The organism is Ruegeria sp. C8, assembly GCF_056537565.1.
The window spans coordinates 1-13,435 of record NZ_JBQFRV010000001.1 but is presented as its reverse complement, the minus strand read 5'-3'; the positions used below and the strand labels follow the sequence as shown (position 1 = coordinate 13,435).

Genomic DNA, 13,435 nt, shown 5'->3' with positions numbered 1-13,435 from the left:
GTGAACAGACTGCTTCACGGTGAAACAACAATTTGTAACAGACTTTGGGATGTCAGGATTTATCTCTTTAAAACAGCGCATTAAAACCTAAGTTTAAAACATGAATTTTGACTATGATCGCACATGTGCGAAATCTCGCACATCTCTCGACGACGCCGTGCGGAATTCCGCACAGTTTTTTCGAATCACCCCCGAATCGCTTCGACACCACCCGCAGTCCGCCAATGCGGACTGCTTGGCCCGACAGCTCTAACCGCATGCAAATGAGGGCAAAGCTGGTGGGAGGCCTACTTATCGACGGTAGTCTTCGGGTCGAATCTGATAGCGCGCCAGTTTGTCGTAGAACGTCTTGCGCGGCAGCTTCAACACCTTTGCCGCGTCCGAGGCCTTGCCGTTGTGCCGCCCCAACGCAGCGATCAGCAACGAACGCTCTACCCGTGCCATCTGCTCGTTCAAGCCCAGATCCGTCGTCTCGGTAACCTCCTCGGGCATCCCTAAAACAAACCGCATGGCCGACGACATCAAAGAGCGCGCATTGCCCGGCCAATCGCTGGCCATCAACGCTGCAAGATGCTCAGGTGACACGTCCGGCTCAGCGATCCCCGCCTGCTCGGCGGCCTGGGCAACATAGTGACGAAAGAGGGTCGGGATATCCTCGGGGCGCTCCGCCAGAGACGGTATGCGCACCCGCATTACATCCAAACGGTAGTAGAGATCGGCGTTGAATCGGCCCTCGGCAGAGATCGCAGACAGGTCCGAGGTCGTGCCCGCAATAATCCGCGCCCCTGCACCGCGCTCAATCACGTCCAGCGCTTCATACTGAGTCGATTGCGGCATGGCCGATATCTCGTCCAGAAACAGGGACCCGCCCTTTGCATCTTCGCATGCTTGGGTGAAGTCCTGAACACTCAACCCAGCCGCCGCGCGTTTGACGAAAGGTCCCTGCCCAACGGGCGACATCAGATGCACGACCTCGGCGACTTTGGAAATCCCGCTGCCCGCCGGGCCGGTGACCAGCACCTCGGCGCCCGTCGGAGCAACACTGCGCACCCGCTCACGCAAGGTCTCGGCCTGAGGGGAGAGGCCGAACAAAAGCCGCGCCGCAGGGTCTCCGCGTTCCAGCTCTGATTTCAGCGCGCGTTGTTGGATGATATGCGTTCGGGCATCAAACGCCCGGTCCAGCACCGCCAGAAGGTCCGCCGCAGCACAGGGTTTCTCCAAAAAGTCGAACGCCCCCTGCCCCATGGCCTGAACCGCCATCGGAATGTCACCCTCACCCGTCAGCAAAACCACCGGCAACTCCGGGTCGATCTCTTGTGCGTAACTAAGCAGATGAAAGCCATCCCGCCCGGGCATCCGGATATCTGACAGGATTACACCCGGGAAATCAGATCGAATGTGGTCTTTGGCCGCCACAAAAGATCCCGCCGCAATCGGTTGATACTCCGCCAGTTCGAGGGTCTGGGCCAATGCCTCACGCACAGCAGCGTCGTCGTCCACCAGCAAAACGACCCGAGTCATGCCGCCTTTTCCTTCTCACAAGGCTCCAACTCGACCGTGAATTCTGCCCCTTCTTCCGTGTTGATCCCACGGATATTGCCCCCGAAGCTCTGGACCAGACCGTAGGAGATCGAGAGCCCAAGCCCCATCCCTTCGGAAGAGCCAACGGCCTTGGTCGAATAAAACGGCTCGAACAGCTTTTCCGTGTTCTCGATGCCCGGCCCGATATCCCGCACTGTGACCGAAAGCCTTTCGTCGCAATGAACCTCGATCTGAATGCGGCGGTCTTCCTGCTGGCTCATCGCGTCGGCCGCGTTGTTGATTAGGTTCACAAAAACCTGCACCAAACGGACCTCGCCGCCCCAAGCAAGGACAGGATGTTCGGGCGCGGTCCAATCCAGAGAGACATTTTCGGAACGCAGCCGAGCCTCGGTCAACTCGACAGCAGCGTTCAGAACCTGCACCAGATCCACGCGCCCCATCGGTTCGCTTTCATTGCGGGCAAATGCGCGTAAGTTCTTGATAATCCGCGCCATACGCGCCGCCATTTGGGAAATGCGGCCTAGATTTTCCGCGGCTTTCTCAGATTTCCCTCTCTCCATGAAGGCGGAGCCGTTTTCGGCATACTGCTGGATCGCCATCAAAGGCTGGTTCAATTCATGGCTGATCCCAGCGGACATCTGCCCCAGAGCGCTCAGCTTTCCGGCCTGCACAAGATCCGCCTGCGCGCGTTTAAGGGCGGCTTCGGCTTCCTGCCGCTCTGAGATCTCGCGACGCAGTGCGGCGTTTGCTTTCGTCAGATCTTTGGTGCGTTTTGCCACACGGGTTTCCAGCACTGCGTTTGCCTCTGTCAGCGTACGCCTTCGTTCGGTCGCCAGAAACAGCAATGCGCCGAAAGCCAAACAGAGGGCTGCAACTGTCGCGGCCTGCAAGCCGGCCAATCGCCGGGCCGGAGCGACATCCATCAAAACCTCACCGGTCATGCCGATCACTGGCAATTCCTTGACAAGATGCAAAGCCCGGCGCGGCAGATATGGACTCCAATCCAGCGTCCAGAGTTCGTAAGGCCCCAAGCGCCGCGCCTGAAAAGACACCGTCTGGCCATCAGGTGGGGACAAGCCAATCTCTGCGCCCACACGTTGCCACATCAACAATTCCAATCGGTTTGAAATGAAGACCAGACCGGAGTGATCAACAAAGAACACCGCTTCGGTGCTGCCGCGCCAAGTTTGCTCAATGTCCTCAACGTCGGCAATCACGATCAAAGCCCCGATCACCGCACCGCTCTGATCAAAATCGGGTGCAGCATAGGTGAATATCCGATTGTCGGGCCCCGGCAGGATACCATGTGCGCTTCCCAATGCGCCTTGCATGGCGCGTGTGAAGGCCGGATTGTCTTGGACCGAGCCTGCGACGCCTTCATGCGCAGAGGCCAGAACCGTCCCTGACCGGTCGGCATAAAGAACATCGACCGCCGCCGTTTTATCCGCGACCTCCAATAGCAAAGCCTGCGCGGTGGCGCGTCCGGATAGCGTATTCAGATCTTCTAGCACCGGGTGGTTGGCCATTAGCACCGCCAGTTCCTGATAGACCTGCAATTGCGTGGTCAAGCGATCCGCCGCCAGATCCAGATCCGCCTCGGCCTTCTCGCTGAGTTGAAACACAGCCTGCCGGTAGCCATAAGACCATACGGCCGAAGACAAAACTCCGACCATCAGTAGAAATCCGGCGATAACCCAAATGCGCTGCATGTCCTACGATTTCGCATTGGCGGCGCCTTATAGCAAGTCTGCACAAGTTCCAAAAAGCTTCGTGCCAGACTGCATAACGCGGCAAAGACGACATAAATCAGCCTCCGGGCGGCCGAAAGACTTAGAAAAACCGCGCTAGCGCGCGATGCCTCCGGCGGGGATATTTAGGGCCAGATGAAGCATGGGATCCTTTATTCATCTGGCTAAAAATATCTCGGGGGAGTCGCCCCTTCAGGGGCGGCGAGGGCAGCGCCCCAAACTCGTGTTAGCCATCGACCAAAGCGTTGAGAGGCAGCATCGTGGTCGACTTGATCTCTTCCATCGACAAAAGCGCAGTCACATTATGCACGCGCACTTCTGAGATCAGTTGTTGGTAGAACTGATCATAGGCACGGGCATTCTTGACTCTCACTTTCAGGATGTAGTCGATGTCCCCTGCCAGCCGATGGGCCTCTTGGACTTCGGGTTGATCACGCAGGGCCTTCAGGAACTTGCGCTGCCATTCGGCCTCATGCTCGGACGTTCGGATTAAGACAAAGAACGTGGCCTCGAAACCAAGCGCTTCGGCATCAAGCAAAACGGTCTGTTGACCGATGATACCGGCCCCTTTCAACTTGCGGATTCGATTCCACACAGGCGTCTTGGAACTGCCGACCTGCGCCGCTATTTCGTCCAGAGATTGGCTGGCATCGCGCTGCAGCTCAGCCAGAATTTTCCGATCTGTGTCGTCTATTCGCACCGACATTCCAATTTTCCTTACGTTTCGAAACCAGCGTTCCAAATTTCAAATACAACAGAACGCATGTTCTTATTTGGCGCGACATATGGCGCTATACCGGGAATATTTCCTATATATCAGGACAAGTCAAACCAACTGGAACAGAAGATGACGCAGTCGGAGTCAAAACATATCCTAGGCCACGTCGATTTTGTCGGCGCAGGACCCGGTGATCCGGATTTGCTCACGCTCAAGGCGCTCAAAGCCTTTGAGCGGGCGGATGTCGTGCTGCATGATCGCCTGATCAGCGCAGAGGTTCTGAAACTGGCTGGTCAGTCCGCCGTTCTGGTCGATGTGGGCAAGTCCGGTTTCGGCCCTTCGTGGAAACAGGAAGACATCAACGCGCTGCTTGTCTCGCACGCGCTCAAAGGCCAGCGTGTTGTACGTTTGAAATCGGGCGACCCGACCGTCTTCGGGCGTCTGGACGAAGAGACTGAGGCCGTCGCGGCCGCAGGTATCTCGTGGCAGATCGTTCCGGGTATCACTGCAGCCTCTGCCGCCGTGGCTGGGATCGGTCAAAGCCTTACGCGTCGCGGTCGCAACTCCTCGGTTCGGTTTCTGACCGGTCACGACATGAAAGGGTTTGCGGATCATGACTGGGCGGCCCTTGCGCGCGAGGGATCGGTTGCGGCGGTCTATATGGGCAAGAAATCAGCGCGCTTCATTCAGGGGCGCCTGATCATGCACGGCGCCGACCGCCAGACGCCCGTGACGCTGATCGAGAACGCCTCGCGCCCTGATCAACGTATTCTGGAAACCAATCTGGACCGTTTGCCCAAGGATCTGGCTGCTGCCGAGATGGACGGCCCAGCCCTCATGTTTTATGGCCTCGCTCCGCGCCAAGCGGCCCTGGCCCTGACCGAATTCAAGAAGGAGCACGCCTGATGGCCCGCGCTTTTACCCCCAAAGTCGTCACTGCCAACGATCTGCTCGAAGGCGACGTGATCTATCAGACCGAAGATGACCGCTGGTCGCGTGAACTGTCCGAGGCCGAGCTGATCACCGATGAGGCACATGCTCAGGTCCGTTTGCTGGACGCGGCGCGTCAGGCGAACAAGATCGTCGGCGCATATCTGGCCGATGCCGTGGCTGGTGACAACGGCCCCGAACCCACCCATTTCCGAGAGGAGTTCCGCCGCACCGGACCTTCGAACTATGCCCATGGCAAGCAGGAAACACAGTCGCAGCCCCGGGCCTGACCTCTGGCCCCTATCTCCCCATTAAGGCCCCAAGGTTTCGGGGCTGCAGTTAAGGACAGCTAGATATGTATCGCTACTCCGAGTTTGACACAGCCTTCCTGGCCGAGCGCAACCGTCAGTTCCGCGCACAGGTCGAACGCCGCATCGACGGCTCGCTGACCGAAGACGAATTCAAGCCTCTGCGCCTGATGAATGGCCTGTACCTGCAGCTGCACGCGTACATGCTGCGGGTTGCTATTCCCTATGGCACGCTGAACAGCTCGCAGATGCGCCAGTTGGCGCTGCTGGCCGAGAAGTGGGACAAGGGCTATGGCCATTTCACCACCCGTCAGAACATCCAGTACAACTGGCCGAAACTGAACGACGTGCCGGATATGCTGGACGCGCTGGCTGAGGTTGGCATGCACGCCATCCAGACGTCGGGCAATACCATCAGGAACGTGACCGCCGACCATTTCGCTGGCGCCGCCGCAGATGAGGTCGCCGACCCGCGCCCCTATGCCGAACTGCTGCGCCAGTGGTCGACCGACCACCCGGAATTCCAGTTCATGCCGCGTAAGTTCAAGATCGCGATCACCGGCAGCGAAAACGACCGCGCCGTGATCAAGGCGCATGACATCGGCCTGCAACTGGTCGAGCGTGACGGCGTTCTGGGTGCCCGCGTCATTGTCGGCGGTGGTCTGGGTCGGACGCCCATGATCGGCAAAGAACTGTCGGACTTCGTCGCCTTTGACGACCTGCTGGCCTATCTGGAAGCCACTGTGTCCGTCTGGAACCAGATCGGTCGCCGCGACAACAAATACAAAGCGCGTATCAAGATCACCGTACACGAGCATGGCATCGACGCCATCCGCGCCAAGGTCAACGAACGCTTCCTGCAAGTGCGCCCGCAGTTCAAAGGCGCCGACATGGCTCTGCTGGAAGAGATCAAGGACCATTTTGCGGCTCCTGCCTTCCGCGAAGCTTCGGTTGCGTCCTTTGAAAGCGCCTATACCAACGATCCGGTCTTCCGGTCGTGGGTCGACACCAACATCGCGCCGCACAAGAACGCGGACCACGCGATCGTCACGATCTCGATCAAGAAGCACGGTAAAACGCCGGGCGATGCAACTGCCGAGCAGATGCGTGTGATGGCCGATCTGGCGGAAGAGTTCGCCTATGACGAGCTGCGCATCAGCCATGAGCAGAACGTGATCCTGCCGCATGTCCACAAATCGGACCTGCCTGCGATCCACGCCAAGCTGAAAGAGCACGAGCTGGCCACCGCCAATATCGGCCTGATCAGCGACATCATCGCCTGCCCCGGCATGGATTATTGCGCGCTGGCCACGGCTCGCTCGATCCCGGTTGCGGAACAGATCGCGACCCGCTTTGACGAGTTGAAGCTGGAGCATGATATCGGCCACCTGAAGATCAAAATCTCGGGCTGCATCAACGCCTGTGGTCACCACCATGTGGGCCATATCGGCATCTTGGGTCTGGATCGCGCGGGCGTCGAAAACTACCAGATCACTCTGGGCGGCGACGGCACCGAGACCGCGGCCATTGGCGACCGTACAGGTCCGGGCTTTGCCTATGATGAGATCGTTCCGGCCGTCGAGCGCATCGTCGACACCTATCTGAATCAGCGGGAGAGCGCTGAAGAAACCTTCCTGGAAACCTACCGCCGCGTCGGTATGGCGCCCTTCAAGGCTGCACTCTACCCCGAGGCACAGGCCAATGCCGCTTGACCTGATCCAGACGGAACTGGGGAAGGACCGCGCTGAACTGACCGAAACGGTCAATGCGCTGAACGCCCGGTTCCGCCATCACTCGGCGCATGATGTCATGCACGGAGCGATTGAGGAAATTGACGATCTGGCTCTGGTCTCAAGCTTTGGGGCCGAGTCGGTTGTTCTGCTGCACATGGCTGCCGTTGTCGACCAGATGACGCCGGTTCTGTTTGTTGACACCATGATGTTGTTTGCGGAGACGCTTGAATATCAACAAGACGTCAGTGAGCGCCTCGGCCTGAAGAACATCAAGATCATCCGCGCCGAGGACGCAGATATTCAACGCGAGGACCCCTATGGCGCGCTGCGGCTACGGGACACCGACGCGTGCTGCAACCTGCGCAAGACCTTCCCGCTGCAACAGGCCCTGACCGGCTATTGCGGCTGGATCACCGGTCGCAAGCGGTTTCAGGCCGGCACCCGCGCCGCGCTCGACTTCTTCGAGGTCGAAGACGGCACCGGCCGGATCAAGGTCAACCCGCTGGCCCATTGGGCGCCCGAGGATGTGCGCGCCTATATGGTCGAAAACAACCTGCCCCGCCATCCGCTGGTGGCCAAAGGCTATCCCTCGATCGGCTGTGCGCCCTGCACCTCGCCGGTCAAGGAAGGCGAAGACCCCCGCGCCGGACGTTGGCGCGATCAGAACAAAGAAGAATGCGGCATCCATTTCGTCGATGGCAAGATGGTCCGCCCCGGAGAGAAAACATGAACGTAATTGTATCGGATGAGGGGTTCGCCCCCGATGACTGGACCGACGGCTTTGTCACGCTTGAGGACGCGGCCAATGATGTTGTGGCACTTGATGTGGCCTCGGACACCGACCCCGATGAGCTGGTCGAGCGCCTTGGCAACGCACAGATGGTGCGGGTGGACTTCCCGTCCTCGGCGGATGGTCGCGGTTTCACCATTGCCCGCGTGCTGCGTTTGAAGGGCTATACGGGCCGTTTGCGCGCCAAAGGGCACGTTCTGGCCGATCAATACGCCATGGCCCGCCGCAGCGGCTTTGACGAGGTCGAGATCGACGACGCCCTCGCCTCGCGCCAGCCCGAAGATCAGTGGTTGGCCCGCGCCAACTGGGAAGAAAACAACTATCAGGCTCGCCTGCGGGGCTGACCCCACATCGCCAGCTTGTGACGCTTAAGGGGCATTTCGCCCCTTTTCCTGACTTGGATCAAAGATTAAACGGAGATGTCGGTTTAGCAGACCGATAGCGAAACGATGACAGAGATGAAGCCCGTGAGTGAAGCAACCGCCGTAAAGGCCCCCGTTCTGCCGGACGCCCAGACCGTGACCGAGGTTAAACACTGGACCGACAGCCTGTTCTCATTCCGGGTGTCGCGCCCTGCGACGCTGCGCTTCCGATCGGGTGAGTTCGTGATGATCGGCCTGATGGGCGATCCTGATCCCAAAACCGGTCGACAGAAACCGCTGCTGCGCGCCTATTCGATTGCGTCTCCGTCCTGGGACGAAGAGCTGGAGTTCTACTCGATCAAGGTACAGGATGGCCCGCTGACCTCGAAGCTTCAGCACATTCAGCCTGGAGATCAGATCATCCTGCGGCCCAAGCCCGTGGGCACACTGGTGCATGACGCCCTGCTTCCCGGCAAACGCCTGTGGTTCTTCGCCACCGGCACCGGCTTTGCCCCCTTCGCCTCGCTGCTGCGCGAGCCTCAGACCTATGAGGACTATGACGAGGTGATCATCACCCACACCTGCCGCGAAGTGGCCGAGCTGGAATATGGCCGCCAACTGATCGAGAACATCCGTCAGGATGAAATGCTGGCCGAGCTGATGGGCGAAGGCTTTGCCAACAAGATTCGCTACTACCCCACAACGACTCGGGAAGAGAGCCCGAAGATGGGCCGCATCACCACCCTCCTGAAAGACGGCACTGTATTTGCCGATCTGGGGATCGAAGGCGGTATCAAGCCGGAAACCGACCGAGCGATGGTCTGCGGCTCACTGGCATTCAACCTGGACATCAAGGAAATCCTCGAGGAATTCGGCCTGCGCGAAGGCGCAAACTCGGAGCCCAAAGAGTTCGTGATCGAAAAAGCATTTGTCGGCTGATCAGCCTGTTTGGCCGAGTCCATCGGGTCCCGGCCAGCTGATTCCTTTGTTCAATCGTGGGAATTTCCAGTCTTTAAGCCTTTATGCTGCTTGAAACACTGCGCGCACCCGTCTAAATTCCCACCTCGAAATTCTGCAATCATCAAAGGAATGAACCCATAGCTCGCAGACCCCACAACGCGCCGCCGCAGAGAGACACTGGCCCGCGCGTCAATGAAAAGATACGTGCCCCCGAAATCCGCCTGATTGGTGCCGAAGGTGAAAATGTCGGGGTGGTTCATCCTGCCAAAGCCATGCAACTTGCCGCCGATGCCGGCCTTGACCTGGTCGAGATCTCGCCCAATGCGAACCCGCCGGTCTGCAAGATCATGGACTTTGGCAAGTTCAAGTACGAACAGCAGAAACGCGAAAGCGAAGCCCGCAAGAAACAAAAGATCATCGAGGTGAAAGAGGTCAAATTCCGGCCCAACACCGACACGCATGACTATGAAGTCAAGATGAAGAACGTCTATAAGTTTCTGGAAAAAGGCGACAAGGTCAAAGTCACCCTTCGCTTCCGGGGCCGTGAGATGGCGCACCAAAACCTGGGTCGCGAACTGCTGGAGCGCGTTGCTGAAGACATCAAGGAACTGGGCAAGGTTGAGAATATGCCCAAGATGGAAGGTCGGCAGATGATTATGATGATCGGCCCGCTGCCGCAAAAATAACTCGCTCCGTCACCGCAAATTCCCAAGCCCCTTCGATCTCCGAAGGGGCTTTTTTCATCCTGCCTTCCGGGTGCGCATCCAAAGGGCTGCATCCCGCAAGTCGAATACCAACGAGATGACATCGACAATCAGCAGCAGCCACAGGAACCGAACATAGTTGGGGTTGAGCGAGTCTGCTGCGCTCAGCATCCCCAAAACCACAATGACCAGAGGTACCCAGCACAGGATATGTGGCAGGGCCATCGCCCCGCTCATCCCGCGCGCGGCGATCATGATCGGCAGGTTCAACGCCATCCCCGTGATCGCAAGAGCGGCAATCAAAACCCCCTGCGGCTGGTCCAGAAAGAACAGCGGCATCAGGTTGACCGGAACCAAAATCACGGCCAACCAGATTTGCACCCAAAGGGGTAACCCTCGGAAACTATGCCAAATATCCTGCGCCATGGCCGCGCCCTCTTTTCATTTCGCGTCAAACCTACTGAATTTGGTTGGGGCAAAAAGGGCTGTCACGGGATTGTCAGATCACAGCGGCGATCGCCCGGCCAAGCTTGGCGACAAGCTCGTCAATCTGCTCCTCTTCAATGATGAAAGGCGGAGCCAGAAGGATGTGATCTCCGGCCTTGCCGTCGCGCGTTCCCGACATCGGATAGCAGATCAACCCCTCGGCCATTGCGGCCTTTTTGATCTTTGCAGCCACCCCCAGCGCCGGATCGAACGGAGTTTTGCTTTCGCGATCCGCGACCAGCTCAATCCCGCGAAACAGGCCCCGGCCTCGGATATCGCCCACATGGGCGTGCTGCCCAAAAGCTGTTTCCAGCGTTGACTGAAGTTTACCCCCCATCACACCGGCCCGGGCGGGCAGGTCTCGGCTGGTCAACTCACGAACCACCGCCAAGGCCGCAGCCGTCGCCACCGGATGGCCAATATAGGTATGGCCATGCTGGAAAAAGCCCGAGCCCTGTTGGATCGCATGATAGATTTTATCCGTGCAGAGCATCGCTCCAATCGGTTGATACCCGGCCCCCAACCCTTTGGCGATGCACAGAATATCCGGCGCGATACCATCGTGATCGCAAGCAAACAGATGCCCGGTTCGGCCCATCCCGCACATCACTTCATCGAGGACCAGCAGAACCCCGTATTGGTCACAAATCTCGCGAATACGCTTGAAATACCCCTCGACCGCCGGAACAGCACCAAGGGTCGCCCCGACAACCGGTTCCGCCATGAAAGCCATGACCGTTTCCGGTCCAAGACGCAGGATCTCCTGCTCCAACTCATTCGCGACGCGTTGACCGTAGTCAAAGCTGCTCTCATCCGCGGGCTTTTCTGCGTACTCATAACACGCCGCGATATGGGTCATCTCGATCAACATCGGCGCGAATTGCGCCCGCCGCCAAGCATTACCTCCTGCAGACAAGGCACCGAGCGTATTGCCGTGATAGCTTTGGCGACGCGCGATCACATGGCGACGTTCAGGTTGACCGATCTCAAGGAAATACTGGCGCGCCAGTTTGATCGCCGCCTCGGTCGCCTCGGAGCCGCCGGACACGAAATACACCCGGTCCAGATCGCCCGGAGCATGTTGGATCAACAGATCGGCCAGCTCTTCCGCCGGTTCCGAGGTCATGAAGCCACTATGGGCAAAGGCGATCTGTTCAACCTGCTGCTGAACAGCCTCGATCACCGCGTGGTTGGAATGCCCCAAACAAGACACGGCCGCATCGCCACAATCCAGATAGCGTTTGCCGTCGGCATCAATCAGGTAACACCCGTCACCGCCTGCCGCGATGGGCAACTCGGCCTTGGTGTGGCGCGGAAATACATGGCTCATTCTTGTTCTCCTTTGATCAACGACACGAGTGCTGCAACTGACGCTGCGTTGTTCGCCCAGGTTTGACCCGAGGAATCCGTCAGGCTGTTCTCAAACCCGACGCGCACATCTCCGCCCTGCCGCGCGGCCTTCAGCAAACACGCATGTTCCTTTGCCCCAAACGCGCAGAGCATCCACGGACCACCCTCTAGCGGAAACTGATCCAGATCGTCAGGCACAGATTCCTGCCCTGTCGCATACCGGCCCAAAACAAACAGGCGATCCACCTGCCCGGCCCTCACAACGCCTTCAGCCTGTAGTCGCGCCAACAAAGCCGCGTCCTCAGCATCATAGAGGATATGTTGAACGCGCGTCCCCTGATCATGGCACAGGCCGTAGACCCGATCCGCCATCTCCGCGACTTCGCGCACAGAGATCGAGGCCCAAGTGGGGCGCACTTGCCGCAAGCACTCGAATTGAGCCTCTACGTCATAGACCCCTGCCGCTTCGGTCGTGATCTGCACCTCCAGACCCGGCAACTGCTGACGCAACTCACCCAGGGCTTCACGATACAGCCCCGCATCCAAAGAGTGCCGCCCCTCCGAATCCCGGACATGCAGATGCAGCCCGTCCGCTCCGGCTGCGTGGCAGTCATGCGCGGTTTGAAGGGTTTCCCGCAAGCTCACCGGTAGCAGAGGATGATCCGCATGCCCGCGCCGCGCCCCATTGGGAGCAACAAGGACATATGGTTTTGGGGCGGTGGACGTCATTAAACTCTCCGTTCTGTGTGGGTTCGATCTACGCTCATCCAGATCGTTTTCAATTGGCAATTCTAAAAACATATGTTTTCTTCTGTTTTATGACCGATGCGCTCAGCCCTCTGATCTCTGCCCTCCGGCAAACAATCGACCAAATGCCTCCGCAACTACAGGCGGCAGCTAAATATGTGATAGACCATCCGGGCGACTTTGGCCTCGACCCGATCCGAACGACCGCGACAAAGATCGGTGTCAGCTCAAACGTTCTTGTCCGCCTCGCCCAGCGGATGGGCTTTGATAGCTACAACGGCTTTCGCAGCCCCTTTCGGCGAGCCCTGGTCACGGATGGCGAGACCCGCTTGGATCAGGATTGGTTGAGCGAGGATCGAACAGATGCTTCGTACGACACCGCTCAGGCAGGGTTTGCGCGCAATGAAATGAACGTCGTGGCAAGATCCCTACGTTTGATGGATCCGGAGAAAACAAGCGCCGTGATCCAGCTTATCTTAAACGCTAACCGCTGCTTCATAACAGCAACGCGCGCAAGTTATGCGCTCGCTCATTACTTCCACTATGCAGGCCGCATGGCCCATCCGGGTTTACAACTGATCCCGCGTCACATGGGGTCCGCAACCGACGATCTGCTGGATGCGGGGCCGAATGATTGTCTGCTGGCCATAACCGTTCGACCCTATTCGTCCGAGACGATCCGAACCATGCGCTTCGCCGCGGACCGAGGTTTGAAGATCATCCTTATCTCGGACAGCGACATGATCGCACCCGGTATTCGCCCGGACCTGAGCCTGCAGATCAGCACGCGGTCGATGCACCACTTCTCTAGCTTCTCCGGAGCGATGGCCGTTCTGGAATGCCTGCTCAGCCACCTATTCGCAGTTGGCGGAGAAAACGCCCTGCGCCGCGTGGAAGCCTATGAGAAAACACGCGAAGACACCGGGGCCTATTGGCAACCTGCAAAGCTACCGAAGATTAGAAAACCATAGCAAAAGCCCCGAGGTTTTGCCCGGGGCTTTAGGGTTTGTTGTTTTTGTGTTTATGCGCAGTCTTGGACGGCACGTTTTGTCATGAC

The 13,435-nt window shown here is 58.5% G+C and carries 14 protein-coding genes; 8 read left to right on the top strand and 6 right to left on the bottom strand.

Features of this window, described 5'->3' with window-relative positions; translation table 11 throughout:
• Positions 1–291 precede the first annotated feature (291 nt).
• The 3 genes from ACR0KL_RS00070 to ACR0KL_RS00060 all read right to left on the bottom strand — a co-directional run bounded on the left by ACR0KL_RS00070 (position 292) and on the right by ACR0KL_RS00060 (position 3,996).
• Complete coding sequence (locus ACR0KL_RS00070) at positions 292–1,521, bottom strand: sigma-54-dependent transcriptional regulator (protein ID WP_480776517.1); 1,230 nt, start codon at positions 1,519–1,521, stop codon at positions 292–294.
• Positions 1,518–3,251, bottom strand: a complete 1,734-nt coding sequence (locus tag ACR0KL_RS00065; protein WP_170675960.1) for an ATP-binding protein — start codon at positions 3,249–3,251, stop codon at positions 1,518–1,520. The genes ACR0KL_RS00070 and ACR0KL_RS00065 overlap by 4 nt, the downstream gene beginning before the upstream one ends.
• Before the next feature lie 265 nt (positions 3,252–3,516).
• On the bottom strand, positions 3,517–3,996 hold the full coding sequence (locus tag ACR0KL_RS00060) for an Lrp/AsnC family transcriptional regulator (protein ID WP_170638810.1): 480 nt from the start codon (positions 3,994–3,996) through the stop codon (positions 3,517–3,519).
• 141 nt (positions 3,997–4,137) lie between these two features.
• Between ACR0KL_RS00060 and cobA the strand changes: the two genes are divergently transcribed.
• From cobA to infC, 7 genes are all read left to right on the top strand, one after another.
• A complete protein-coding gene (gene cobA, locus ACR0KL_RS00055; RefSeq protein WP_480776516.1) occupies positions 4,138–4,914 on the top strand; it encodes a uroporphyrinogen-III C-methyltransferase in 777 nt (258 codons plus the stop codon).
• Positions 4,914–5,228, top strand: coding sequence for a DUF2849 domain-containing protein (locus tag ACR0KL_RS00050; RefSeq protein ID WP_480776515.1), 315 nt, complete (start codon positions 4,914–4,916; stop codon positions 5,226–5,228). The genes cobA and ACR0KL_RS00050 overlap by 1 nt, the downstream gene beginning before the upstream one ends.
• Before the next feature lie 65 nt (positions 5,229–5,293).
• Positions 5,294–6,958: a nitrite/sulfite reductase gene (locus tag ACR0KL_RS00045; protein WP_480776514.1), complete on the top strand. Its 1,665-nt coding sequence runs from the start codon at positions 5,294–5,296 to the stop codon at positions 6,956–6,958.
• Entirely contained in the window at positions 6,948–7,709 is a 762-nt protein-coding gene (locus ACR0KL_RS00040; protein WP_480776513.1) for a phosphoadenylyl-sulfate reductase, read from the top strand. The genes ACR0KL_RS00045 and ACR0KL_RS00040 overlap by 11 nt, the downstream gene beginning before the upstream one ends.
• Complete coding sequence (locus ACR0KL_RS00035) at positions 7,706–8,113, top strand: DUF934 domain-containing protein (protein WP_480776512.1); 408 nt, start codon at positions 7,706–7,708, stop codon at positions 8,111–8,113. Before ACR0KL_RS00040 ends, ACR0KL_RS00035 begins: the two co-directional genes overlap by 4 nt.
• A gap of 105 nt (positions 8,114–8,218) precedes the next feature.
• The gene (locus ACR0KL_RS00030) at positions 8,219–9,070 is read left to right on the top strand and encodes a ferredoxin--NADP reductase (protein WP_170675958.1); all 852 of its coding nucleotides are present in this window, start codon (positions 8,219–8,221) and stop codon (positions 9,068–9,070) included.
• Positions 9,071–9,186: 116 nt separating this feature from the next.
• On the top strand, positions 9,187–9,777 hold the full coding sequence (gene infC / locus ACR0KL_RS00025) for a translation initiation factor IF-3 (protein WP_480554529.1): 591 nt from the start codon (positions 9,187–9,189) through the stop codon (positions 9,775–9,777).
• Between the two features lie 54 nt (positions 9,778–9,831).
• On the opposite strand, the gene ACR0KL_RS00020 is transcribed toward infC, so the two are convergent.
• From ACR0KL_RS00020 to ACR0KL_RS00010, 3 genes are all read right to left on the bottom strand, one after another.
• Complete coding sequence (locus tag ACR0KL_RS00020; protein ID WP_170675957.1) at positions 9,832–10,221, bottom strand: hypothetical protein; 390 nt, start codon at positions 10,219–10,221, stop codon at positions 9,832–9,834.
• 73 nt (positions 10,222–10,294) lie between these two features.
• Positions 10,295–11,611: an aspartate aminotransferase family protein gene (locus tag ACR0KL_RS00015; protein ID WP_480776511.1), complete on the bottom strand. Its 1,317-nt coding sequence runs from the start codon at positions 11,609–11,611 to the stop codon at positions 10,295–10,297.
• Positions 11,608–12,360, bottom strand: a complete 753-nt coding sequence (locus tag ACR0KL_RS00010; protein ID WP_170675955.1) for a beta-keto acid cleavage family enzyme — start codon at positions 12,358–12,360, stop codon at positions 11,608–11,610. Before ACR0KL_RS00010 ends, ACR0KL_RS00015 begins: the two co-directional genes overlap by 4 nt.
• A 176-nt stretch (positions 12,361–12,536) precedes the next feature.
• On the opposite strand from ACR0KL_RS00010, the gene ACR0KL_RS00005 reads away from it, so the two are divergent.
• Complete coding sequence (locus ACR0KL_RS00005; protein ID WP_480554345.1) at positions 12,537–13,349, top strand: MurR/RpiR family transcriptional regulator; 813 nt, start codon at positions 12,537–12,539, stop codon at positions 13,347–13,349.
• Positions 13,350–13,435: the final 86 nt, after the last annotated feature.